Here is a 25,302-nt window from a genome sequence, read left to right as displayed (position 1 = left end):
CGACTAAAAGTTTAGTCTCTAAAGTTGCTTTTTGATAGCTTTTTTTTCGCCAGTGTTCATTTTGTGTTTTCATAAGTGACTGTAATTAATTGCTTAATTTTTAGTCAACCTATTTCAGGAAAGTTCACTCTCCAATTAAAGTTAGTATCATGAAGATAATTAGATAATCCCGGTTTTCGTTTATCTTCGTCGATATGCGTATGAATTTGTGGATTTCTTAAATCGGCACCAATCAGTAACACTTTTTTATTAATACTCGATAAGGCCAAAGACAAATTAATACTGATGTAGGTTTTTCCTTCACCTTTTATTGTTGATGTGCAATAAATAACACGTCCTTTATTATCTGCTCTTACCGGTAAAATATAATCTACATTAGAGCTTAGAATTCTAAAAGACTCCGCCAAAGCCGTACGTGCATTTGGATCATTGAAAATAACATCTTCTTTTGCTTTTACATCAGGTATTTCACCAATGACAGGGATCTTAGAATTTATTTTAGTAATGTCTTCTTTACTGTGCAGCTTGGTATCTAACATGAAGATCAGGTAGAGTATTCCAAACGGAATCAGTAACCCGCCCAAAAATGCACCAGCATATATAATTCTAGATTTAGGAGATATAGGCTGGGAACCTGATAAAGCGAACTCTACCACTTTAATAGACGGCTCTGTAATTGCTAAATTAATTGCCGCTTCTTCACGTTTTTGCAATAGCAATAAATAAAGACTTTCCTTAATTTTTTGTTGACGGTCAATGGCACGCAATAATTTTTCCTTTTCTGGTATTTGAGCTACTCTACCGCTAAACTTACGATTTCTTTGGCTCAATTGTTCTCGTGATGCCCCCAATTGAGTAGCATAAGTACTTAAGGATCTATTAATATTAGCTTTTAACTCTTCTACCTTTTCAACCGCCTGTTTAACTAATGGGTTATTAACTCCACCACTACTTAAAAATTTGTCCCTATCGATTACGGCGCTATTATAATCTGAAATTAACACATTTATATTTGAATTCTCAATACCTATATTGGCTGGCAACAAATCGGATTCAGCGTCATTTATTAATGAACTCTCTAATAACTTAGCCAAGGTTAGTTGGTGCTCAATTCGAAACACTTCTTCATCAGATTGGGCGCGTTGTTCTAAACCTAAACCAGCATCTACAGTGATATCAACGATATTATTATCTTGTTTGAAATCTTGACGCCCTACTTCTATAGAATCCAATTCTTGAGCCAAAAACACAAAACGATCATCAATAAAATCTAAGGTTCTTTTTGAAATTAGTTGTCGATCGGAAATCCCATCCTTATCAAACACATCCATTAACGTGTTTAGAATATTTTCTGATAGTGTTTTACTTTCCCCTTTAATACTTAGTTTAAGCAAATCACTTTGGTCGCCAATGGCTTCAACTTCAATTTTAGACTTTAAACTTAGTGCAACGTCTTTTATAGGATTAAAATTAATAATATAAGTTTTATCAATGAGCTCAGGTCGCATATCTAATGACTCTATATTCACCTGAAATGGTAAGGAATGCTCTGAGCTTTGTGTATTGTAATTGGAAAAATAATAGTTTCTTTCCGATATTACATTAGTAATATCAAGCCCATTTTGTGTTATTTTTAGTTTATAAGATTGTTCTTGAACAATACTATCGGATTGTATAATTTGTTTAAAAGCAAATGGAAGCGTCATCAAATTAGATGTTTGAATGGTGCCTTCTTCATAAAAGCTAGTTGCCAAACCCAACCTTCTTACTACTCGATCCATAATAAGATATGAGCTTAAAATTTCGATCTCATTCTCTAAATTGATATTCGAGCGTTTGAAAATAAAAGCTGATGTCGGTAATTCCAAACCATCCGATTCATCTAAAATTTTCACCTTAGAATAGGTTTCAAAAACTGGTGACGTATATCTTAAATACATAAAAGCACTCACTAAAACAACCACTAAAGTAAAAACAAACCATGGCCAATATCGCAAATAACGACGAATTTCTTGCTTTAAATCTAAATTATCATCTTCCTCGAACTCATACATATTATTGAAAGTACTCCCCATATAATTATCGCGTCAATAAAATTGTTATACTAAGTGCTAGAGACGCTATTGTTAAAATGGTTCCCACATTTGCGATAAAACCAGATTCTTTAACTTTAGGATCGTTTTGATTCACTACTATCAAGTCATTTGGCTTAATGAAGTAATATTCACCATTCATAAATTCAGCGGACGTTAGATCGATACGCGTAATTTTACGGATACCATCGACTTCTCTTGTTAATAAAATATCCTCTCTTTTTCCATTAATAGTTAAGTCGCCAGCATATCCTAAAGCTTGTAAAAGTGTCATATTTTGATCGGTGTAATTAAAAGTACCTGGTCGATTAACCTCACCTAATATCGTTATTTTAGCATTAATTAAACGCACACTAACCTTTGCATCACTTAGATGTCCTTCGGTGATCAGTTTATTACTAATAAAAGCCTCTAGTTTTTTAGTCGTTTGATTTTTAGTAGAAATTTCGCCTAAAATGGGTAAGTTCACAGTCTGCTCTAAAGACACCACATAGCCATTCAATTTAATAAGCTCTAAATTTTGTGTTTGAGTTACTTCTATAACACTTTTATTATAAGGCATAGCCGCTAAAGGTTCTAAACTCCCAATGGTAATTTTTAAAATATCATTCGGTTGAATACTTGCCGTTTGATACGGGATTGTGCTATTGTTTGTAGTCTCTACATCTTGTAAATACAAGACATCTTTTCTCGAAGCACAAGATGAAACTGCAACTAGTAGTAATAATGTCAAAATTTTTATTTGCATATTTTTTTTCTTAATGGAGGGCAAATATAAAGTATTTATAGTTATTTCAAGACAATACCTTTATTAGCTAAATGAATGGATGGTTTATAAAAACTTATTTATTTTTTCTAATTTTCTTCAGTTTTTTCTTAATCATAAAGGGTGCATAAAATAAGATTGACCCGTAAATAAATAACAAACCAATTTGGGTGTTTAAATTTAAATGTAACATACTAAAAGCAATTAGGATTATAAATAAATTTATAGATACAATGGTTAACGTCGTTTGTACATGTGTAAACCCCTGAAGAATAAAACGATGATGCACATGATTTCTGTCCGCTTTAAATGGGCTCTTTTTCATAATGAAAATTCTTATAAAGAATATTCTAAACGTATCCATTAAGGGGTAAAATAGCATCGCTAAAATTAAAGCTGGGGACGATCCGAAATAAAGCGAGCTCATATTATTTTGTGTTTGGGAAATGAAACTAATCGCAAAAAAGGCAATCAAAAATCCTACAATCATTGAGCCCGTATCTCCCATAAATATTTTGTGTTTAGAAGAAAAATTATATCTAAGAAAAGCCGTCAAAGCCCCAATTAAAGCTACCGAAATGGTCGCCAAACTGAGGGCTCCAGAATTGTAGAATAGCACACTAAATACCGCACTTATTAATAGCGCAATACTCCCTGCTAATCCATCCACCCCATCTATTAAATTATAAGCATTAATAATCAATATATAAACAAATAGTGTAAAGACAATGGACACCCAATATGGTAATACATCAACTTGGAATATTTTAGAAAAACCGATAATCCTCGTATCAGTAAATAAAATTAATAGTGTTGCGGCGAGTAATTGACCTGTAAATTTCTTTCGTGCCGAAAGCACCGTTAAATCATCTTTTAATCCTAAAAAAAATAATATGGTTAAACTCCCCATTACCAATAATAATACCTTAGTATTAAGCATGGCTCCGACAATAGTCATTACAACCACCAAACTAAAAAATATCCCTATACCACCCAACGTCGGTGTTCTATTGGCATGCATACTGCGTCCATCTGGCTCATCCATTAGATGTTTCGTCTTAGATACATATAATATTGTTGGAAAGGTTTGATAAGCAATAACAAAAGCCAAAATAAAGGCAGATACTAACCAGACAAATGGTCTAATATCTGGGTTAAAATTTTCAAGTAGGATTTTAATCATATTTCAACCGATAATGTCAAATTCGCATATCTATTAATTGCCCGCAATGTACAAATTAATACCAATGCAGTTGCAATTTAAACGATTTAAGATTTCGTAAATAGTCATTTAATATAAAGATAACTATTTATTAATAAATGTTTTAAGGTTTGTTATAATTCGAGTTGCCGCCCCACCATCCCATAACGGGATGTCATTACCTGATTTCCAATCCCCAGCAAACAATTTTTTTAAATAAGGTTTTAATTTTTTGGGATCTGTCCCCACTAATTCGTTGGTCCCTAGCGTAATGGTTTCTGGTCGCTCAGTATTGTCTCTCAACGTTAAACATGGCACTCTCATTACCGATGCCTCTTCCGTAATCCCTCCTGAATCTGTGATGACCGCTTTTGCTTTTTCCACTAAAAAATTAAATTCTAAATAGCTTAAAGGCTCTACGGTATGTAGTCTTGAATGACTGATATTAAGGCGTTCTAGGATTTTTGCTGTTCTAGGATGTACAGGAAACACTAGAGGTAGATCTTGCGTATTCGCTATAATTTGATCAATCATGTCTTTTAACTGGGACTCCTCATCAACATTAGCTGGTCTGTGTAGTGTTATTACGATGTAATTCCCTTGCTCTAAATCTAAGTCCTTCCACACTTTAGGTTGTGTAAAATTCGGGCGCTGCTTTAGCAAGGTGTCAATCATGGTATTCCCCACAAAAAATATCTGATAGCCTTTTACTCCACTTGCTCTTAACGTGGCGTTCGCCGTTTCAGAGGTAGTAAAGAAATAATTCGTGATACTATCCGTTATTAAACGGTTAATTTCCTCTGGCATGGACCAATCATCGGAACGGATGCCTCCTTCCACATGTGCAACTTTAGTCTGTAATTTTTGCGCTACCACGGCACAGGCCATTGTAGAGGTTACGTCACCAACTACCAATACTAAATCAGACGGATTAGCCATTAATTCTTTTTCAAAACTCATCATAATGGCTGCGGTTTGCTCAGCTTGTGTGCCTCCACTACACTCTAAATTAGCGTGTGGTTCTGGAATCTCTAATTGTTCGAAAAAGCTACCCGACATATTTTTATCGTAATGTTGCCCTGTATGTACCAAGCGGTAATCGATTTCGATATTATCTTGTTTTGCCTTTTGAATGGCGTGGATAATTGGGGCAATCTTCATGAAGTTTGGTCTCGCTCCAGCTATTATTGTGATGTTGTACATATTTGAAATTAACAATTGAATTTGACTACTTTTTAAGGGGATCTTACAATCTTAAAAAAACACCCCTAATAAGCGTCGCTTGGTATCTTCAACAAAAATATATTTTTATCTCGATAATCCTAAGGGGACAATATAATCAATTAAAATTTTGATTATTTGATTAAAAATTTTTTGAATTTAATATTTATTTAAATGCAAATTAACGAAAAAACGAACTAAATGTATCTGCCTTTTTATTCTAGATGGTTGACTTAATAATCTGTACGTCCATTCCATATTGTTTTTCACCCACCATTTTGGTGCACGTTTTACATTGCCTGTAAACACATCAAAACTTCCACCTAGGCCTTGATATACTGCTTGGTGTTCTTTTTGGATGCGTTCCATTAATAACTCTTGCTTTGGCGACCCCATGGCCACAAAGACCACATCTGGATTATGCATTTTTATATCTTCGATTAAGGCTAATTCCTCAGCTTCGGTTTTAATATAGCCATTTCTATAATTGCAAATATTGATGTCTTCATATTCGGATTTCAGTTTAGAAACCGTCTCTTCAATAATCGCTTGTTTTCCGCCCACTAAGTAGAACGACTTTGTTTTGTAATAATTCTGAACAACATCTAGCCACAATTCACAACCTGGAATTTTGACTACATTTCCTGCCCCTTTTTTCTGTAAAGCCCAAACTGCACCAATACCATCTGGATAGCCCATATTTCTATTGATTAACGCTCTACTTTCGTCAGTAGCATGCAAAATTTTCTCTGCATTAACAGCCACCATAATTTTATGGTTATCAAAGGCGTATTGCATTAACTCTTTTCGAGAAGTTGGCGCAAACGTCATGACTCCATTTAAGGACTTAGCCTCCATATTAATTAGATTTTGTTTCTAGTAAATAATGCGCCATAGCATTAAACATAAAGGCATTAGACCACCGCATATAGGATATTTTAGAACTCATGCCTTTTCTATATTGGTAATAAAAATACCCTTTCTTATGCTGCATGTTATCAATCGTCCAATGCAACACTTTAGAAAGTAAGGCTTCGTTAGGTTGAAAGGCTTTCATTTTTGATAAGGTCACAATCACTTGTGCCGGACAATGAATATCTATAGGGAATGTTTTATCATGATAATATTTTGGCATCCCATCGGCTTCAAAGAAATTTTCTAAGTAGTATTCTAAGCCTTTATCTAAATACGATTGAAAACTTCGGTCGCCTGTATTTTGTTGATAAGTTTCGATGGCATCCAAATTAAATCCTGTATGAAATGAATCTATCCAAGATTGTACGGGTAATAATCCATAAATCCAAGACCCATCTTCACTTTGTAAATCGCAAGCTGCCATCACTGCTTTTTTTGCGAAATCGGCATGCTCTTGATTTTTGGTGTATTTATAAGAATAGCTCAATATTTTAGCTCCTAACAATGATGCATTAATGACCGTATTATTACCATCTAATACACTATATGAAAATATAATCCCGCGTTGGTGTTTAGTTCTAGAAAGATCCTTAAGTACAAAATCCGCAGCCGTCAACGTTTCTTTTAAGACGGTTTCGTTTTTAGTGATTTCATAGCTTTCTAATAATGCTTCAACACAAAAACAAGTGGCCACCACCGTTGGTGTAAATTTTTTGAACAAAAATAAACGTCTCGCTTGCCAGTCGAAATTATAGCCCCAAGCCGAACCCGCATATCCGTTAGATCTTAGGCTTAGTAATAAGTCCGAAAGTTCGTTAATACGTTTTAAAATTTGGTCTTTGGTTCCGAACTCTTCGCTACCCATTTCAGCTAATTTATACAAGCGACAATAGCCTAAAAGAAATAAGGCTAAGCCTTTAGTATTATGTTCTTTAGGCACCAAAAGCAACTTCCTGAAATTAATAGGACTTCGTTTAAATCCTTGAATCCAAGCTAATCGTGCTAAATCCCAATTCTTTAATGGTAGGGCCTGAAAAACCTTAGAGTTCATTCCATCATAAGGATCCCAACCTTTAAAGTTTTCCGCCTCACAATAGCTTTTAAGGTCTTTAAAACTGGATGCTATATTAGATTTCAACTTGCTCACCGCCACGTTTTACAGATTCTAAAACTTTAAATGACGCTTTGGTCACCGCTACAATTTCTTCAAAAGGAATTGGAGCTTTGCCATCCGTTAATAAGCCATTAACAAAGGCTTCAACCATTTCTTTCTGACCTTTATTTTGATTAAAAATCTTATCCTTTTTAGGTTTTCCTTTACCGTAAATTTTTAATTCTTTAAAGTCATTTAAGGTTGCTGAAATTCCGGCAGAAAATACCTCAACATATTCTTTAGTCATAGACTTAGAACCGTTAGCATAATACGCCACGACTCCAGATGATCCATTTTCAAATTGAATTAAAATATTCAACGTATCATTTAATTTATTGGCATCAGGTAATGCAGAGGCCGACACTTTTACAGGAAGACTTCCATTAAGATAGGTTAAGTAATCTATAAAATGACATACTTCACCTAAAACGCGACCGCCTCCAATTTCTAAATCTTGTATCCAAGAATCACCAGGAATAGCTCCTGCATTAATTCTATATAATATGGTCATAGGATTATTACCTACGGCCTTTTTAAGCTTATCTGTTAATGGCGAAAAGCGTCTATTAAAACCAATCATAACTGCTTTTTTAGCTTCAGATTGGGCTTCTATAATATCTTCTAATTCAGATTCTAATAAACATATTGGTTTTTCAACAAACACATTTTTGTTTGCCTTTAGACTTTTTAAAACGTAAGGCCCATGAGAATCGTGACGCGTCGCTACAAAAACCGTATTGGTTTTGTCATCTAACACATCTTCTTCATTAGTGGCACAAAACTGAAACTTAAATTTCTCGGCAACACGCTTAGAAGTCGTCCCTGTATTCGTCAATACTCCTACTCTAGCAACATCATTAGTTTCTGGTATATTGGGTAATAAATTACCTTGTGCATAACTACCAGCACCTATAAATGAGATGTTTATTTTTCCTAATTGCTCAGTTTCAGAGGTAGCAATCTTTGTTTTATTGGCTGTTTTTTCAATATTATATTTTAAAGCGATACCTGTAAACGGCTCAGCTTTAGACACTACTAAATCAAAGGCATCTTTTGCATTATCAAACTCAAACTCGTGCGTTGTTAAGTAATCGATATCAATTTTCTTGGTCGCGATTAAATTTTGAAAGGCTTCCATATTGCGTTTTTCTGTCCAACGTACATAAGGCAACGGATAATCGATTCCTTTTTCTTCGTAATTAAGATCGTAACGTCCAGGACCATAAGAACAGGCCATTTTTAATTCTAGCTCTTTACGATACCAGAATGGATCGCGTTCAAAACCAGTTGGCACAGCACCTAACACCACCACTTTTCCTTTTTTACGTGCTATAGCACCTGCAAAGTTAATAGGATCTAAACTTGCTGTAGCTGCTGCAATAATTACAGCATCTGCACCATAACCATTAGTTGCATTTTGAATTTGTTCTTCTACTCCTGCAGCATTTCTGGTTAACCCTAAATCAACCACATTATTATCCACTGCTTTTTGAACAGCTGCTTCCGATACATCGATTCCAATAACTGTAACACCAGAGGCTTTTAATATTAATGCTGCTAATTGCCCTAATAAGCCTAAACCAATAACTACACAAGATTCACCTAAGCGCATATCTGCTTGACGCACCCCTTGCATTGAGATGGCCCCTAAGGTATTATAAGCCGCATCTTTTAAGTTGGTACTAGGATTTAATTTCACACAAAGATTAACCGGTACGGAGACAATTTCGGCATGATTAGCATAACCTACGCCTGCGCAAGCCACTTTATCACCGACTTCAAATTCGGTAACGCCTTCACCTACTTCAATGACTTCACCAGCACAACTATACCCTAATGGCGAATACGCATCAAGTTTTTTCATCACAGCTCTGTACGTCTGAATTGGACCTTGTTTCTTTAAGGTATCAATCACTTGCTTTACTTGTTGTGGACGCTCTTTGGCTTTACCAAGTAAACTTTTACGAGCTGCTACGACCGTAGAACCCTCTGTACCAGCACTAATTATGGAATAGTGATTTTTAACAATCACCATACCTTTTCCTAATTGTGGGTAAGGCACGTCTTGAATGATCATATCGCCAGAACCTAGCTTTTGTGTGAGTTGTTGCATTATATTCTGTTATTTTACGTGTAAGAGATTATCCTCTATCTATTATTTGGAAAAATATTAATAAGGCAATGTATTATTAGAATTATGGAAGGCAAAAATACCATCAATTATATAATAATGAAGAGAATTGAATAAGAAATTTTGAAAAGTTGAAGCTTGACAGTTGTTATTATAATTTCACATATTGCTTAAGAGGCAAAAACTTACCATTTTTCTCATTTTCTATAGACTCAACAAATTGCAACTGAAAACTACAGTTGTCACCTAACATTAAATTAAAAAACGCAATAAATTTGTCTTCGACTTCTTTAGAAAAAGACTCATCTTTAATAAGTTTAATAATAAGTTCCCCTTTATTGTATTGAATATATTGCATACCGTTAATATGGGTATAGAGGTCGTCATGCATATTTAAAGCCGTAATTGTAGTGTAAGAACCATCAGAGAGATAAATTTTATTACTATCCCAACGTCCTTCTATGTTTTTAATTAAAGTTAAATACCTATTACAATCACCGCAATAATCTGCTACGTATTCCGCATAGTCACCTGTTCTATAACGTATTAAAGGCATGTATTTATTATGCAATGTTGTACCTACGATTTCTCCTTTTTTATTTGGCTCCGTAATGTGATTACCATTTTCATCAATCAGTTCTATATAACCGTATGTTGGTTCAACATGAATAAGTTGATTTCCATGACAGTAACCACCAAGTACTAATTTTTCAGAATGTCCATACCACGTATAGATATTAATACCCAATTCTTTCTTTATGAGATATTCTTGTTCTGGCAATAAAGCTTCAGAACCACATATAAAGGCTTTAAAAATAGAAGTATCCTTATTCTTTCTCTTTAAAAACACAGAAAACTGATACGCACTACTAGGATAAGCATGCAAATACTTAATACCATACTTTTTCATGATATTATAAATAATTTCAAAATAGACATCTGTGGTTCTAAAACCATCAAAGATAAATTCTCTTTTTAAGGGATTAATTTTTACGTTAATCTTATCGTTTAACTTGGTATTTCTTAAAACTGCTCTAATGTGTCCTTTCCAACCTACATTTTCCCACATGGTGTACATGGTGCCAAGCTCAAAAACATATCTATTTCTAGGAATAACCAGTTTTAAAGGTTTACCAGAAGTACCACCAGTTGTTCCTGTTATAATTTTTGATGGATTAGTATTGGGCAAAATAAAATTGTCCCAATGTGCCATTACCTCACTTTTATCAATAAAGTCTAAAGTAGTTTCAAATTCTTTTACAGATTTTATTGGTGTTTTATACTTGTTCTTGTAATAAGGGACATTAATTATGGCATTATTAACAACACTTAAGAGCTCATCTTCTGAGTTATAGATTTTGAAATTTTTTTTGACATGAACATTTTTATAATACAAATATCCAAAGCCAAGGAGTTGTGGATAAAAAACGTTTAGTTTACATGCGAAAAGCTTTAGATAAAATTCAATTTTGCCTAACATAAATTATCCATTAAATTTAATAATTTTTCTCGCGCAATACTCTTATCATAGTCTTTAATCGACTCTGAAGCCTTACAAAAGGCTTTCATAACATCTGAATCACCTAATAATTTCTCAATAATTACTGCTAAACTATCCGGACACGTTACTTGATGTAAGTAGTGATTTTTTTCGGCTTTTAAAATTAATTGATTTGCATCAATATCTGAAGCTATGATAGCCAACTTTGCTGCAATAGCTTCTTTGAGCACTACGGGAGAATTTTCTAAATGACTAGGAAATATTAAACAACTTGATTGTTTAAACAAAGTATATTTGGATTCACCAAAAGTTGCTCCATTAAAAACAAAATAATCTTCTAAATGATTTGCACTTATGATATCATTAATTCGTTTTTCAACTTCAATGGTTGGAGCTACACCAATAACCTGAATACGGCAAACAACCTTATTATCTTTTAAGATTTTCACTGCTTTAAGTAAATCAAAAAAACCTTTTTCCTTGCTTAAGCGACCTACATATAAAAAATCATTTGTTTTATTTACTATTTCATTATTAAAGTGTTCATAACTCACAAAATTTTCAATAACCTCACACTTTTTTGAACCAAAATACTTTACAAAAAAGGAATAGTGATGTTCCGATAAGAGTATTATTTTTTTAGCATATTTATTAAAGAATTTTGAAAGCAATTTTAATCTATTAGGGGTTAATGCAAACTCCCCTTTAGTTTTCGAATGAAAATGAATAACTATTGGAATGTTTTTTCTGTAAAGCATCCTTAAATAGAATAAATCTCTAATAATAGAATAACCCGAAGTAATAAAAATATTCACTACATCTGGTTTGGTGCTATTTAAAAAATCACTTAGTCGTTTTATTTTTGATATTTCTTTACCAATATTTCCCCAAGGAAATCCCCTATATAAATCTTCACTTAAACTATTATTTGATGTATTGAAAACAGTAATATCATAACCATTAAAGTTTAAATTTTGAAAACTTTGATTAATCATCGCTACCCCACCTAATGGAGGTGGTAATGGACCTATAAATGCCGTCTTTTTCATATTAATTATAGATTTTAATATAATTAAAAACCATTTTTGTTAATGTAAAATCCGATGCAATTTTACAAGAAGCATTTTTAGAATATGTTTCTCTTAAATTTTCATCCTTTATTAATTCTTGTAAAGAATTCACCATTTTATTATCATTACAAATAATTCCATCTATATCGTTAGAAATAACTTCACGTGTTCCACCTTTCAAATCATTTGTTACAACGGGAACTCCGTTTGCCATTAATTCAATTATAGAATTGGATATGCCTTCTGTATAAGTACACAAAAGCCCTATTTGACAATCCTTAATTAAATCACTTACATCTTGCCTAAACCCTAAAAATTTTATCTGCGAATGATTATTATTAATATAAGGGGCAACTAAACTTTTAAACTCTGGAAGTATTTCTCCTATTGAGATAAAGGTGATATCGTTACGGTGTTTTACAAAATACTCTGCAATATCTATAAAAAGTCGGTAGTTCTTATATTTTGTTACGTTTGCTAGCATTACTATTTTTAACGGTGTTTTAATACCTATTCCCTCAAGTTGACTTATTTTACTTTTCGATATACGATTGAAATCAAAACCGTTATATATGACTACCCCTTTGGTTTTAGGCACATGATAAGCGTCTAATCCTAGCTGAGAGTTGCTAACTACACTGTCTGCTCTTTTAAAAATAAATTGTTTACCAACAAGTGACTTAATTTTTGAAAACCCAAATGTATCACCAATAAAACCAGCAATAAATTTAAAAGTAAACAACGGTTTTAATAGAGCTATATAAAAACTTGTTTTGAAAGACCACGTATGAATAACATTTGGTTTTATCTTTTTTAATATTAAGAAATATTGACGTATTAAGGCAAAGTTAGAATATCCATTTAAACTATGGATATTTATTGGAAGTTGATTTATTTCTGGATATTTATTGGTTCGTTTTGTTAAAACCAAAAAAACTTCATAGTCCCTGTTTTCACTTAGTCCCTTTAAAAGTTCTACTAACCGACGCTCTTTGCCTCCTCCACCAAGCTCTTCTATTAGATATAGAATTTTCATATTATTCAATATATTTTAAAAGCCTATTCAAATATGCTTCTTGGTTGTGATTATCCCGAAAATACTCCGCAATGCTAGCTTCCATTTTACTGAATAACTTTTCATTTTTCATTAAAACCTGCAATTTATTAGATAATTCATCTTCACTTTCAACAAAACACCCTAAATTATTTTCAGCAATTAGATTACTTGGATCTACAGTAGATATAACAGGAATATTTCTGGACCATGCTTGCAAGAATGTATTTGGAAACCCCTCGTATTCAGATGTACAGATTAGCAATTTAGCACGATCAAAAAGTGCCTCACTTTCTTGAAATGATATTGGTCCTAAAAAATCTAAATTAGATATTCTATTAGAATGATCAGAACACGCAGCATATAACTTTTTATTAACAGGGAAACCTGCCATAGTGAATTGCTCCGTTGAAATTTTTTTAGATAAATTTACAAACCAGTAAGGTCGTTTTAAACTTCGAAAATTTCCGACCCATATAATTAATTCTTTAGTATCAACAGCATTAGATTTTTCTTGCCAAATATTTGGAATGCAAATACTTTCTTTATTATAATTTTTAAATAAATTATCTGCTTGCATCTTATTTTGTACGGCAAAATACTGTGTGTTTTTTAATCCTTTTCTATATAACTTTTTATTATAACTTCTCCCTGAAACATTTTCCTTACCAAGAGTAAAGTTAACATCACTGGCTCCCATAAAAACTAGTTTAACTTTAAATAAAGCACAAATTTTTGAGACTATGTAAAGATTTCTAGAAGCACCGCGAAATAAAATGATTTCAGGTCTGACCTTAACTATATAGTAGATTGAATTGATTGTCTCAAATACGATACTCAATCGTTTTTTTCGTGACATTTTTAGAAAATATAATCCTTTAAATTTTCTATTACTACCTTTCGTAAATGAATAGACTTTAAAGTTCTCTTTTTGAAATGCGAATGCCCAATGCATCATCTGAACGATTAATCCTCCTACTTGTCCATTACTTTCAATTAAATCGTCAATACCGGTTGTCCAGATAATAATTTTTTGTTTACTCATTTTATATTAGAAAACTCTTTAAATTTATTAAAATACATTAGCTTGTGTTTGTTAATATAACCTATAACGATCCCTGTAATAACAAATAGAAACCAAACACGGTACATTCTTGTAGCAGTTATCATAAGAAGTATAATTAACACATAAAATATGTATAGCTCAACTTCCCTTTTTTTATTTTTATTGCGAGTAGTTTTCTTTATGTTTTTAAGACTTTTAAAAACGTTGAAGTAAAAAAAAGCGAAAAGAATAAAACCGATAATACCAAGTTCTGATAATTGAATCATGTATTCTGAATGTTGTGCTAAACCGAATTCATTATAATTAACAAAATTCCCTAAACCAACACCTGTTATTGGATGCTCTTTAAACACATACCATCCTTGATAATAAAAAATGCCTCTATCGCCAAATTGATCTAAAATAGGGTTTCCCGTTTGAAACTCCATACCTTCACTCTGCTCAGTTGTATTTAATACCCTATCTCCTAAAATAGTGTTCTCCAAAACAAAGTGGAAAGGAATTGCAAAGATTATTATACCTAAACTTATTTTAGAAAATAACACAAAAATATTTTTGGATCGATTTACAATGAAATGGACTAAAAGTAAAAATACAAGTCCTCCGAAAGCAGTTCTTGATCCCGCTGAAATTATCATAAACACAGGAATAATTAAGAGCAAAGAAAAGTGTAAGAGGGTAAGCCACTGTTTGTAAAACTTTAAATATAACAACATGACTAGTATAGTAGCCATAGTACCAATCGTATTAGAATTAAGCTCTCCACCAGTTCTCCCTTTATCTGTTTCTCCTATAAACAATAATATTAAAACTACAGCAATATACAAACCAACTATTAAGACATTTAAGAGTTTTTTCTCATTTTTTAAAAACTCTATGCTTATAATAATCATTAATACGAGAGGAACGAATATGGTTATAAATAAAGTCAAGATTGGCACATTGAGATAATACCCTATTAACAGAGCATTTAAAATAGCATATGCCACCCAAATTGCATATATCAATAAAGGTTTTTTAAAAACAGTTTTAAAAAACCTTTTCTTTTTGAGTTGAAAAGCTAATAAGATAACCGTTAATATAACAATTGAGTTAGCAGCCCCATCTACTCTAATAACAAACTTTTGAAAGGGAGGCCAAATAAGAACAATGAAAATATAAAAGTAATTGAAATAAAGGTATTTTTTTAACATCGCTATTCTATTGCAGGTAAACCAAAAAAACTTTTTTTAAACGTTATTTCTTAATAAAACGATTTTCATTAAGTGAAAGTAAAATTTCTCTCTTTTCACTGAAGCTTTTCCCCTTTGTTTTTAAATTAAAAGGTAAAATACTTTTTTCAAACTCTTCTATATTTCCAATTATTTTAGCAGGATTCCCTCCTACGATCTGATTATCAGAAACACTCTTGGTGACAACAGAACCTGCAGCAATAATTACATTTGAACCGATTGTTACACCAGCCAAAATCAACGCACTATTTCCAATATATACATTGTCTCCAACTCTAATTTTACCAAAAAAGTCTATATCGGGATACTTTTCTCTTAAGACCCAGGCGGCTCCGTGGGTAAAAAATTTTGTTCCTTTAGTTATTTGAACATGATTTCCTTTTTCTATCAAATAAGGTTCAGAACCAAAGGAAACAGCCTGAATATCACAGCCATAACCTATTTTAACTCCTAAAAATGTCGCTCTTTTTTCCGAAGACCAAAATTTATTCCGATATAATTTGCGTATACGTTTAATCATTTTTTAATTATTTGTATAAGTCCGTATATAATAAGCGAAGGAAACTATTCTATACCTAGACTTTTCCTAAGCAAAACTCTTTTTTTATCTAAATTATTATTTTTTTATTCAACATTTTAAATAAAGAATTGCAGTATTCTAGCCCACCATAAAGCAATTTTCTTTTTTTTATAATATTCCCTCCATCTTTCATCTAATTTAATTTTTTTCTTTTCATATCTGCTTGGGCTACCATGAATTGTATGTGTAATTCTCGAACCTATCCCCATTTCTTGGGGTATATTAATAGAGGATATTTTAAGAAAATCACAGATCTCATTTAAAACCTCGTTAGGCGCTTTTGCTAAACAGCTATACTTAACAACCTTAATATCGGCATTTTCTTTTGTGAGAATTTCTTTTGCAATAACTTTATTTTGCTTAGCTTTTTTATAGGACAGCAAAATATCTTTATAAATAGAATTCTCTTTAATACCTAACTTTTGTTTATACTCTGTAGTAAAATTTGCAATTCGTTTTCTTTTGGAGAAAACTACTTCCCAAATATCTCGTTCTATAAGTAAGAATTTAATATTACTTTTTTTGTATTTGTTTATAAAATATGCCTCCGAGATTTCCTTGGAAGAATCTATAATAATATTTTTTTTTGAATGTCGAAAGACACTTTCATATAAAGCCCATGTATTATTTGCAAATGTTTCACCTGTTAGATTATTTTGAGTGTGTTGAATATTTTTATGAAAATTTTTTTTAATAAAATAACTGCTCAAGATATCTGTTTTGTAGTATTTGGTATCTTCTAATTTAGTTATAAACTCTTTTGAAAAAGATGTATCTTTGATAACTTTTGACCAGAAGGAACATTCTTTAACCTCAGAGTTGCAACTGCATAACCAGTTTTGTCGACGCCCAAAACCTGTTTTACAATAATAACCATTTAAATTGTGGAGTTCACCTACTGACATAACTTGTTCGTGATATGATAAAATATTATCCAATAAAGTTGACCCCGATCTATTTAGTCCTATAATGTAAATAACTAAGTTATCGATTTGACTTATATTATCATCAAGATGCTTTTGTTTTTCCATATTATTTTTTAAGGCGAATTTTATGACTTATTTTACTGTTGAAAATAATAACAATCTCCTGATAAGGCGCTATTTTAAATAAATGTGACAATAACCAATAGCTTCCTGTAGCACATATTCCACCAACCAGAATTCGAATAAAGCTCGTGAAATTGTCGGCTATAAGTTTATCTAAACATGCGATGCCAATGCCAACAGCTATACTTATTAAAAATGTCGGTAAAATATGTTTAAACTGTTCGGAAGAAGGATAATCAATAAGTCTCCCAGAAAAATAGCTAAAGAGACCATAACGTAATAATGAGTTGGCAGCCATAACGACCAACAAAGCTGTGATACTAAATTTAAATACAGCCAAGACAGCGAGCACGGTAATAATGCGTTCCACCAATTGTACTTTCAAAAACAAATCACTACGTCCTTTAACATTTAATATTTCAAGATTGTATTTACTCAAGGGATTTATTATACCAATTATACATAACCACCGAAAATATGGGACAGCTGGCAACCATTTCGAACCAAGCACAACATCAAATAAAGGAACGGCCAATACGGCTGCAAAAACAAATACCGGACAAAGCCAAAAAAAGGTTTGTTGCATTATTTTTTTATATCCGGATTTTAGGCGTTTATGATCACTTTGAATAGTAGAGAAAGCTGGAAATGTTACATTACGTAAAACAGCAGAAAGTGTTTCTGAAGGCTTTCTGACAAAAGTTATAGAGTTTTGATAATAACCTAAGCTTGCAGCTGGATAAAATTTTCCAATAATTATCTGAAAAGTATTGTTATAAACTCTACCAATGATTCCAGATAGAAAAATTTTCCACCCAAAATCGAATAAAATTTTAATACGATCCCAACGAAATATAATTTGTGGTTTCCACCTGGCATGTATCCAGATTTGAATTGTATAGAGCAATCTATTCATAACTTGTAAAGCTACTAAACTCCATACTCCATAGCCTCTATAGGCCATAAATATTGCCATAATACCACCAATTATCGTTGAAGGCAAATGTACCAACATCAAGGTTTTAAAGTTTAATTCTTTTCTAAGCTTAGTCTCTTGTACAATGGAAAAAGAATTAATTACAAAAACCAAAGAAAGTACACGTACTAATTGTTCTAAAATGGGATGTCCATAAAATGATGCAATGTAAGGAGCACCAAAAAATATAATAATATATAATGCTAAGCTTGTAATTAGATTAATCCAAAAGACGGAAGAATAATCCAAATCATCAATTTCTTTTTTTTGTATTAAAGCTAAGTTAAATCCACCCTGTACAATAACCTCACTAACTTGAATAAAAATCACAAGCATTCCAATAAGTCCAAATGCTTCAGGAGTTAAGAGGCGGGCAAGAATAATTGTTACTACAAATCCTAGCCCTTTTCCACCTACTTGTTGAAGAAACGACCAAAATATACCAGAAATTGTTTTTTCTTTTAAACTCATTTAATAGATTTTTAGGAGCAAATAGACAACTTATTGCTAGACCATACTTTTTCTTTTAAGAAAACAATTATTTAAAAGAACGGTTATTTTTTCTTTGTTTAAAAGAAAAAATAGTCTCTTAATTATCCTTATGTAACGCCGTTAATAGCGATTTTATTCACATTTTCGTCCATTGTTTGTGAAAAGTAATATTCTTCTTTTTTATTTCGATTAAAAATTTTATTATTTGCCATAAATTTAGCTATACTATTATCTCTTGTTAGGTTAGTAAATTTTAAAATTCGGTCAATTTGGATCTCAGGTTGTGCAATAAAATCTTCATATTTAACGGTAAGCACTTTATTTTCTATGCCGAGCTCTTTAATTTCTGATTGATGGTTATTTTTAATTTTAAAATATTGTAAAGCAGCAATAAGTTCTGGTTTATTCATATTTTTATTTACAAAATCAAGCTCTTTTTTTGAATAAATTTGATTTCCTTCCCACCACAAATCGTGTTTTCTATCCTGGTAAAAATCAACTTTCAACAATGATCTAATATTTGGTAATGGATCCCTTTCGATATAGATGAATTGTGCTTTCGGAAATATTTGATTTAAATATTTGATTTTGGACGGTCCTGTTATTTTAAAGCCTAAACGCTCTTTAAGCTGATAACTAGCAATTTGCGTATATTTTTTTCTTATTTCATTGACCTCCGAATCACTAAGATTAACATCATTCAGAAATCCTTTACCAAAATCAACATTATTAACAAAATTGTGGAAAGCATAAGCTTCTGAATTTCTAAAAGCAAATCGATTAATAAAGGCGGTCTTATTGATCTGCTTTTTTTGTCCTAGAATATTAAATATTCTATTTCGAAAAAACAACCTTATTAAATTAATATACTTGTTCTGAGGATACTTTGCATTATAATTAGAAATTATGGCAAGTTTTCCATGACTCAATACAATATCAGCTATAATACTTGTTCCTGATCTACCAAATCCTATTAAGATTATTGGCTTTAAATTTTTACTTTTCATAGCTATTATGTTAACAAAGTATAATTGCAATCAATACACCAAAAACCAAGCATTCAAAAGCTCCGCTCTATTATACAACATCCGTTCTTTCGTACTCCAATCTATTACCTCAAAACCGGCATGCTCACAAATGGCTTGCCCAGCTGCGGTATCCCATTCCATGGTTGGCGCAAATCTCGGATAACAATCCGCCTGTCCTTCGGCGACCATACATAGTTTTAATGAACTTCCTTTAGAAATCAGGTTTACATCACCATGTTTTTCTCGCATTTGATTAATATAATCATCTGTTTCTGGAGATCGATGTGAGCGACTTGCCACAATGGTAAAGGTTTTATCTTCTCGCTCTAAAGGTAATTTATGGCCTTGTTGCATTAAAGCATCTACATCATAATCTTCCAAATTTACTTTGACTTTAAAAGCTCCCATTTCTGAAGTTGAAAAATATAGATCGTTTAAAACAGGTACATAAATAACACCAATAACTGTTTTTTGATTCTCGACCAGTGCAATGTTTACCGTAAACTCACCATTACGTTTAATAAATTCTTTAGTGCCATCTATTGGATCTACAATCCAAAGTTGCCTCCAGTCCTTTCGTTCTTCATAAGGAATTGACTTCCCTTCTTCAGATAAGACAGGAATATTTGTTGCTTTCAAGTGCGACATAATAACGTTGTGTGATGCGATATCTGCTTTGGTTAAAGGCGAATCGTCACCTTTCAGTTCTACTTGAAAATCATCGGAATGATAGATGTCTAGAATTGCTTTTCCTGCTTCTAGGGCTGCGGAGATACTGTGATGCAGTAATTCGGTGAGACGGTGAGGCGGTGAGGTGGTGACGCGGTGATTCGTTTGATTGGAACTTTTATGATTCATTTTACTTACTTAGTTTTTTTCTTAAAGCCTGTTTTAGACGGTATAACATTTTTCTAATTGTAATGATGTTGTTTTGTAATGTATCATCGAATGTAATATACCCAATTCGTTCTGCTATGACTAACTGTGTTTCTATTTCGGCTAATGATCCCGATGCCATATTTAAAAATCGAATAAAATCCTTTGTAGAACCTCTACTCGAACCCTCAGCTATATTTGAAGGCAACGAAACAGCTGCTCTTCTAAGTTGAGAGGTCAATCCAAAGTTTTCAGATGCAGGAAAACCCTTCGTAAGTTTATAAATATCCTCTACTAGATTTAAACTTAATTTATAAACTTCTAAATCTTTATGAGTCATTATTAAAATTTTAAAATTCCTATTTTAAAGATTCACCGCATCATCGCATCACTATTTCACCGCATCACCATTAAATAATCATCCCAGCACCAATGGTTTCATTGGTTTGTTCATCTATAATAATAATACTTCCGGTTTGACGATTTTTCTTATAGGCATCATAAAATATAGGCTTAGCGGTTCTAATAGACACCCTTGCTATATCATTCATCTCCACCTTATCAATACCTTCTATTCTATGCAAGGTATTAATATCTATTTTGTATTTTAATTCCTTAAGCATACCAATAGATTCATTAGTTGTGTGTTTAATGACCACTTTGGTACGTGCCTGAATTGGTTTTGTGCTCATCCATGTCACTAACACCTCTAAATCTTGACTGATTTCTGGCACATTATTCTCACGCACAATCATATCTCCTCGGCTATTGTCTATTTCATCTTCCAAGGTCATCGTTACCGACATTGGTGCAAAAGCTTCTTGAATTTGCTCTCCGTTAAGCTCAATCGTTTTAATTGTAGAGACAAATCCCGAAGGCAAGGATTTCACTTTATCGCCAGGTTTAAACACTCCACCGTCAATACGACCAGCGAAACCTCTATAATCTTGGTTTTCTAATGTATGAGGACGAATTACCGATTGAATTGGGAAACGGCAATCGACCAAATTATGATCGCTTGAAATATGCACGGTTTCCAAGTGGTACATCAGCGTACTCCCTTGATACCAATCCATGTGCTCTGAACGATTCACCACATTATCGCCATTTAAAGCCGAAATAGGAATAAACTGAATATCTTTAATGCCCAACTTAGACGAAAACGTCTTAAAATCGGAAACGATGTTATTATACACCTCTTCACTATAATCCACCAAATCCATTTTATTCACACATACTATGGCATGCGGGATACGTAACAACGACGCAATAAAAGCATGACGATGGGTTTGCTCTAGCATCCCTTTTCTAGCATCTATTAGTATAATGGCCAAATTAGCTGTTGATGCACCCGTCACCATATTACGCGTGTACTGTATATGACCAGGAGTATCTGCGATTATAAATTTACGTTTTGGAGTGGCGAAATAACGATACGCCACATCGATGGTGATGCCTTGTTCGCGCTCAGATTTTAAACCGTCTGTAAGTAAAGACAAATCCACATAATCAAATCCTTTTGATTTGCTTGACTCTTCCACAGCATCTAATTGATCTTGAAAAATTGATTTACTATCATACAATAAGCGCCCTATTAGTGTACTTTTTCCGTCATCTACACTTCCGGCTGTTGTGAATCTTAGTAATTCTATGTCTTGGTATTTCATGGTGTTGTTTGTTTTCTTTTGTCTGGTACGTTTTAGCAAGTCTAATATCATTGTGACTACTTAAAACTTCATATTCTTTTTTATTTTTTCATTTTTTGCTTGATCAAAAAACGAAACAAAAAAATCATAACTGAAAATTATTTTCCTAAAAATTTCTTTTACTACGGCACAAAAATGGTCTGCCGTTTTCTTTAAATTACTTCAATTTATATTTATAATATGTTTTCATTAATGTCATCTGTTTCCTGATATTTTTGTTTACCCCTTCGCTTCAAATCATTTTTCACGTAAAATAATTGTTAGGTTAGTTTGGCATTTGGTGAAATTTGCACCCTTTTAAAACTATATAAGCTACCTTTCAAATTGTCTCCTAAACAGGTTCTTGATTTAAAACCGACCTCGCGGAATAGCACTCAAAAATGGCGATATTCTAGACTCTAACTTCTATTCTTTTTTGTTTTCTAAAAATTGATTTATAGTTTGTGTAAAACTTCAAAATTTATCTTCCCTTTTCACTTTTTTCATTTTTTGCTTGATCAAAAAACGAAACAAAAAAATCATAACTGAAAATTATTTTCCTAAAAATTTCTTTTACTACGGCACAAAAATGGTCTGCCGTTTTCTTAAAATCACTTAAATTTATATTTATAATATGTTTTCATTAATGTAATCTATTTCCTGATATTTTTGTTTACCCCCTTCGCTTCAAATCATTTTTTACGTAAAATAATTGTTAGGTTGTTTTGGCATTTGGTAAAGTTTGCAACTCATTTTAAAACAGCATAAACAAACCGTTCCTATTGTTCAGCCGTTAAATTCTTATAAAAATTCAACCTTAGAATAGCACTCAAAAAAGTCTATATTCTAGGTTCTAACCTCTATTTTCTTATGTTTTAAAAGTACCCTTGTTTTTTACGATCTTCCATGGCTGTTTCTGCACGTTTATCATCTGCACGTCCACCACGTTCTGTCGTTCTTGTTGTTGCAATTTCTTCAATAATCTTATCTAAATTATCTGCTTCAGATTCTACGGCTCCCGTAATTGGCATATCTCCACAAGTACGGTAACGGATGGTCATATTCACCACCTCTTCATTTTCCTTTAATTTAATAAATTCTGAATTTGCTAAAATCACACCATCTCTAATCACACAATCGCGCTGATGTGAAAAATACAATGATGGTAACTCAATATTTTCTAATTTAATATATTCCCAAACGTCCATTTCTGTCCAGTTAGAAATTGGGAATACTCTAAAATGCTCACCATAATTTTTACGACCGTTGAATAGGTTCCATAATTCTGGTCTTTGATTTTTAGGATCCCATTGTCCAAATTCATCTCGGTGCGAGAAGAAACGCTCTTTAGCACGTGCTTTTTCTTCGTCACGTCTTGCGCCACCCATAGCAGCATCTACTTTATATTCTTCTAAAGTATCTAATAACGAAACAATTTGAAGTGAATTACGCGAGGCATCAGCACCAGTTTCTTCTTTAGCACGTCCTTTATCAATCGCTTCTTGTACAGAGCCTACAATAAGTTTTACACCAAGTTTTTCAACCAAGGCATCTCTAAAAGCAATCGTCTCCGGAAAATTGTGTCCTGTATCAATATGAATTAAAGGAAATGGTATTTTTGCAGGAAAGAACGCTTTTTTTGCTAAGTGCGTCAACAAAATGGAATCTTTTCCGCCTGAAAATAACAGTACGGGATTTTCGAATTGTGCAGCAATCTCTCTTATTACAAAAATAGCTTCCGATTCTAATTCTTTTAAATGATTAATTACGTAATTACTCATGTTTTTTATTTTAATTTTTGAATAATAACCTCTAGAATGGTTTGCACTGAGGTGTTTATATCTTGGTGATCCGTTTTAATTTCGATATCCGGATTAATTGGTGCTTCATAAGGTGCTGAAATCCCTGTCATATTTTTGATTTCTCCAGCTCTAGCTTTTCTGTATAATCCTTTTACATCTCGACGTTCGCATTCTTCAAGCGAGGTATTGACATAGATTTCAATAAAATTAGGAGCACCCACAATGTGTTTTATGTTTTCTCTATCCGCTATATACGGAGACACAAAGGCCGCTAAAGTTACCACACCTGCGTCCACCATCAGGTTACTTATTTCTGCAATGCGTCTTATATTTTCGGTACGGTCTTCTGGAGCGAAACTCAGATCTTTATTAATGCCCTGTCTAATATTATCACCATCTAAGCTATAGGTTGCAATGCCTTTTTTGTGCAATTCTAGCTCCACCAAATTCGCTAAGGTCGATTTTCCTGAGCCCGACAACCCCGTAAACCATAACAATAAAGAACGATGCCCCATTTGTTTTTGGCGATTTTCTTTGGTCACTTTATAGTCGTGTCTCACCGTATTTGAGCTCATACCTCTTTTGTGTTTTTTAAATTGCTTAATCGCTTTCTTTCGTTTCTTTGATTTAAGCCAAAATCTATGCGATACCATAGCTTTTCGTGCGCAAAATACAAAACCATTTTAGTTATCACTTCTGCTCCGCCAATTTTTAATCCTGTGATGGGGTTTCCTGTAATAATCCAACCTAAAATAATGGTATCTAATGTGCCTACTGCACGCCAAGAAAATGTTTTAAAAATATGACGTCGGTTTGAAGATTTTATTTTGGACTTGAACCAAACTCTTTCATGCACATAATACAGGAGCATTTTAGTCACTAATTCAAAACCACCGATTAGAAACCCCATGGAAACATCATTAGAAATAAACCATGAAAGCAGAAAGGTGTCTAACGTCCCTATAATACGCCAAGTCATAGTTTTGACCAAATGCCGTTTACTAAATTTCAAAGCTCAAAAATATTGAAAATTTCATATAATATATTATATAACTTTATACAGTTAAGTCTATTATATTTGTAATGTACACTTCATTTAAATTACCAAAAACAAAAAGCCAACCACCTAATAATACATGTTATTTGAACAGGAAGCTTATCAGCAAATAAACTTCATACTACAATTTAGCTTCTAATAAAAGTTGCAAAAATAGTTAATTATTAATACTTAGTGATCGAGAAATTAATAAAAATTCATTTAGGTGTTTACCATATATAATATAAATATCAAAATTTTTTAACGAAGATACTTTGACTTAAAATGTATTAACCATAACTATTAAGAACTTCGGACAACATGTATTAATATCATAGAAACTATTTTAGCACTGTTAAACTTCATTACACGACT

22 protein-coding genes are annotated in these 25,302 nt (G+C 32.5%); all 22 read right to left on the bottom strand.

Annotated elements, in window-relative coordinates; translation table 11 throughout:
• Positions 1–104: 104 nt before the first annotated feature.
• The 22 genes from QMA06_RS04955 to QMA06_RS04850 all read right to left on the bottom strand — a co-directional run bounded on the left by QMA06_RS04955 (position 105) and on the right by QMA06_RS04850 (position 24,870).
• Entirely contained in the window at positions 105–2,075 is a 1,971-nt protein-coding gene (locus QMA06_RS04955; protein ID WP_290205742.1) for a GumC family protein, read from the bottom strand.
• Between the two features lie 4 nt (positions 2,076–2,079).
• Positions 2,080–2,841, bottom strand: a complete 762-nt coding sequence (locus QMA06_RS04950; protein ID WP_290205741.1) for a polysaccharide biosynthesis/export family protein — start codon at positions 2,839–2,841, stop codon at positions 2,080–2,082.
• A gap of 94 nt (positions 2,842–2,935) precedes the next feature.
• On the bottom strand, positions 2,936–4,042 hold the full coding sequence (locus QMA06_RS04945; RefSeq protein WP_290205740.1) for a glycosyltransferase family 4 protein: 1,107 nt from the start codon (positions 4,040–4,042) through the stop codon (positions 2,936–2,938).
• Between the two features lie 123 nt (positions 4,043–4,165).
• The gene (gene wecB / locus QMA06_RS04940) at positions 4,166–5,263 is read right to left on the bottom strand and encodes a non-hydrolyzing UDP-N-acetylglucosamine 2-epimerase (protein ID WP_290205739.1); all 1,098 of its coding nucleotides are present in this window, start codon (positions 5,261–5,263) and stop codon (positions 4,166–4,168) included.
• Between the two features lie 177 nt (positions 5,264–5,440).
• On the bottom strand, positions 5,441–6,139 hold the full coding sequence (locus QMA06_RS04935; protein WP_290205738.1) for a WecB/TagA/CpsF family glycosyltransferase: 699 nt from the start codon (positions 6,137–6,139) through the stop codon (positions 5,441–5,443).
• 1 nt (position 6,140) lies between these two features.
• Entirely contained in the window at positions 6,141–7,343 is a 1,203-nt protein-coding gene (locus QMA06_RS04930; protein ID WP_290205737.1) for a delta-aminolevulinic acid dehydratase, read from the bottom strand.
• Positions 7,324–9,462, bottom strand: a complete 2,139-nt coding sequence (locus QMA06_RS04925; protein WP_290205736.1) for a bi-domain-containing oxidoreductase — start codon at positions 9,460–9,462, stop codon at positions 7,324–7,326. The genes QMA06_RS04930 and QMA06_RS04925 overlap by 20 nt, the downstream gene beginning before the upstream one ends.
• Before the next feature lie 169 nt (positions 9,463–9,631).
• Complete coding sequence (locus tag QMA06_RS04920) at positions 9,632–10,960, bottom strand: phenylacetate--CoA ligase family protein (RefSeq protein ID WP_290205735.1); 1,329 nt, start codon at positions 10,958–10,960, stop codon at positions 9,632–9,634.
• Positions 10,954–12,030, bottom strand: coding sequence for a glycosyltransferase family 4 protein (locus QMA06_RS04915; RefSeq protein WP_290205734.1), 1,077 nt, complete (start codon positions 12,028–12,030; stop codon positions 10,954–10,956). Before QMA06_RS04915 ends, QMA06_RS04920 begins: the two co-directional genes overlap by 7 nt.
• Before the next feature lies 1 nt (position 12,031).
• On the bottom strand, positions 12,032–13,087 hold the full coding sequence (locus QMA06_RS04910; RefSeq protein WP_290205733.1) for a glycosyltransferase: 1,056 nt from the start codon (positions 13,085–13,087) through the stop codon (positions 12,032–12,034).
• A 1-nt stretch (position 13,088) separates the two neighbouring features.
• Positions 13,089–14,150: a glycosyltransferase gene (locus tag QMA06_RS04905; RefSeq protein ID WP_290205732.1), complete on the bottom strand. Its 1,062-nt coding sequence runs from the start codon at positions 14,148–14,150 to the stop codon at positions 13,089–13,091.
• A complete protein-coding gene (locus tag QMA06_RS04900; protein ID WP_290205731.1) occupies positions 14,147–15,364 on the bottom strand; it encodes an O-antigen ligase family protein in 1,218 nt (405 codons plus the stop codon). Before QMA06_RS04900 ends, QMA06_RS04905 begins: the two co-directional genes overlap by 4 nt.
• Before the next feature lie 43 nt (positions 15,365–15,407).
• The gene (locus QMA06_RS04895; protein ID WP_290205730.1) at positions 15,408–15,923 is read right to left on the bottom strand and encodes an acyltransferase; all 516 of its coding nucleotides are present in this window, start codon (positions 15,921–15,923) and stop codon (positions 15,408–15,410) included.
• A gap of 116 nt (positions 15,924–16,039) precedes the next feature.
• Entirely contained in the window at positions 16,040–17,014 is a 975-nt protein-coding gene (locus QMA06_RS04890) for a sulfotransferase (protein WP_290205729.1), read from the bottom strand.
• 1 nt (position 17,015) lies between these two features.
• A complete protein-coding gene (locus QMA06_RS04885; RefSeq protein WP_290205728.1) occupies positions 17,016–18,479 on the bottom strand; it encodes a lipopolysaccharide biosynthesis protein in 1,464 nt (487 codons plus the stop codon).
• Between the two features lie 128 nt (positions 18,480–18,607).
• On the bottom strand, positions 18,608–19,507 hold the full coding sequence (locus QMA06_RS04880; protein ID WP_290205727.1) for a sulfotransferase: 900 nt from the start codon (positions 19,505–19,507) through the stop codon (positions 18,608–18,610).
• A gap of 30 nt (positions 19,508–19,537) precedes the next feature.
• A complete protein-coding gene (gene cysQ / locus QMA06_RS04875) occupies positions 19,538–20,386 on the bottom strand; it encodes a 3'(2'),5'-bisphosphate nucleotidase CysQ (protein WP_290205726.1) in 849 nt (282 codons plus the stop codon).
• Between the two features lies 1 nt (position 20,387).
• The gene (locus QMA06_RS04870; RefSeq protein WP_290205725.1) at positions 20,388–20,744 is read right to left on the bottom strand and encodes a four helix bundle protein; all 357 of its coding nucleotides are present in this window, start codon (positions 20,742–20,744) and stop codon (positions 20,388–20,390) included.
• 70 nt (positions 20,745–20,814) lie between these two features.
• Positions 20,815–22,071, bottom strand: coding sequence for a sulfate adenylyltransferase subunit 1 (locus tag QMA06_RS04865; protein ID WP_290205770.1), 1,257 nt, complete (start codon positions 22,069–22,071; stop codon positions 20,815–20,817).
• An 893-nt stretch (positions 22,072–22,964) separates the two neighbouring features.
• Entirely contained in the window at positions 22,965–23,870 is a 906-nt protein-coding gene (gene cysD / locus QMA06_RS04860; RefSeq protein WP_290205724.1) for a sulfate adenylyltransferase subunit CysD, read from the bottom strand.
• A gap of 5 nt (positions 23,871–23,875) precedes the next feature.
• Positions 23,876–24,466, bottom strand: a complete 591-nt coding sequence (gene cysC / locus QMA06_RS04855) for an adenylyl-sulfate kinase (protein ID WP_290205723.1) — start codon at positions 24,464–24,466, stop codon at positions 23,876–23,878.
• Positions 24,463–24,870, bottom strand: coding sequence for a DUF2061 domain-containing protein (locus tag QMA06_RS04850; protein WP_290205722.1), 408 nt, complete (start codon positions 24,868–24,870; stop codon positions 24,463–24,465). Before QMA06_RS04850 ends, cysC begins: the two co-directional genes overlap by 4 nt.
• Positions 24,871–25,302 lie beyond the last annotated feature (432 nt).

The sequence above is a fragment of the Winogradskyella bathintestinalis genome, from assembly GCF_030407435.1.
GTDB classification, from domain to species: domain Bacteria; phylum Bacteroidota; class Bacteroidia; order Flavobacteriales; family Flavobacteriaceae; genus Winogradskyella; species Winogradskyella bathintestinalis.
This window is presented reverse-complemented; position numbering and strand designations above follow the sequence as displayed.

Coding starts and splice junctions, on each gene's coding strand:
- QMA06_RS04955 (WP_290205742.1), bottom strand. CDS start 2,075: ATGGGGAGTACTTTCAATAATATGTATGAGTTCGAGGAAGATGATAAT.
- QMA06_RS04950 (WP_290205741.1), bottom strand. CDS start 2,841: ATGCAAATAAAAATTTTGACATTATTACTACTAGTTGCAGTTTCATCT.
- QMA06_RS04945 (WP_290205740.1), bottom strand. CDS start 4,042: ATGATTAAAATCCTACTTGAAAATTTTAACCCAGATATTAGACCATTT.
- wecB (WP_290205739.1), bottom strand. CDS start 5,263: ATGTACAACATCACAATAATAGCTGGAGCGAGACCAAACTTCATGAAG.
- QMA06_RS04935 (WP_290205738.1), bottom strand. CDS start 6,139: ATGGAGGCTAAGTCCTTAAATGGAGTCATGACGTTTGCGCCAACTTCT.
- QMA06_RS04925 (WP_290205736.1), bottom strand. CDS start 9,462: ATGCAACAACTCACACAAAAGCTAGGTTCTGGCGATATGATCATTCAA.
- QMA06_RS04920 (WP_290205735.1), bottom strand. CDS start 10,960: ATGTTAGGCAAAATTGAATTTTATCTAAAGCTTTTCGCATGTAAACTA.
- QMA06_RS04915 (WP_290205734.1), bottom strand. CDS start 12,030: ATGAAAAAGACGGCATTTATAGGTCCATTACCACCTCCATTAGGTGGG.
- QMA06_RS04910 (WP_290205733.1), bottom strand. CDS start 13,087: ATGAAAATTCTATATCTAATAGAAGAGCTTGGTGGAGGAGGCAAAGAG.
- QMA06_RS04905 (WP_290205732.1), bottom strand. CDS start 14,150: ATGAGTAAACAAAAAATTATTATCTGGACAACCGGTATTGACGATTTA.
- QMA06_RS04900 (WP_290205731.1), bottom strand. CDS start 15,364: ATGTTAAAAAAATACCTTTATTTCAATTACTTTTATATTTTCATTGTT.
- QMA06_RS04895 (WP_290205730.1), bottom strand. CDS start 15,923: ATGATTAAACGTATACGCAAATTATATCGGAATAAATTTTGGTCTTCG.
- QMA06_RS04890 (WP_290205729.1), bottom strand. CDS start 17,014: ATGGAAAAACAAAAGCATCTTGATGATAATATAAGTCAAATCGATAAC.
- QMA06_RS04885 (WP_290205728.1), bottom strand. CDS start 18,479: ATGAGTTTAAAAGAAAAAACAATTTCTGGTATATTTTGGTCGTTTCTT.
- QMA06_RS04880 (WP_290205727.1), bottom strand. CDS start 19,507: ATGAAAAGTAAAAATTTAAAGCCAATAATCTTAATAGGATTTGGTAGA.
- cysQ (WP_290205726.1), bottom strand. CDS start 20,386: ATGAATCATAAAAGTTCCAATCAAACGAATCACCGCGTCACCACCTCA.
- QMA06_RS04870 (WP_290205725.1), bottom strand. CDS start 20,744: ATGACTCATAAAGATTTAGAAGTTTATAAATTAAGTTTAAATCTAGTA.
- QMA06_RS04865 (WP_290205770.1), bottom strand. CDS start 22,071: ATGAAATACCAAGACATAGAATTACTAAGATTCACAACAGCCGGAAGT.
- cysD (WP_290205724.1), bottom strand. CDS start 23,870: ATGAGTAATTACGTAATTAATCATTTAAAAGAATTAGAATCGGAAGCT.
- cysC (WP_290205723.1), bottom strand. CDS start 24,466: ATGAGCTCAAATACGGTGAGACACGACTATAAAGTGACCAAAGAAAAT.
- QMA06_RS04850 (WP_290205722.1), bottom strand. CDS start 24,870: ATGACTTGGCGTATTATAGGGACGTTAGACACCTTTCTGCTTTCATGG.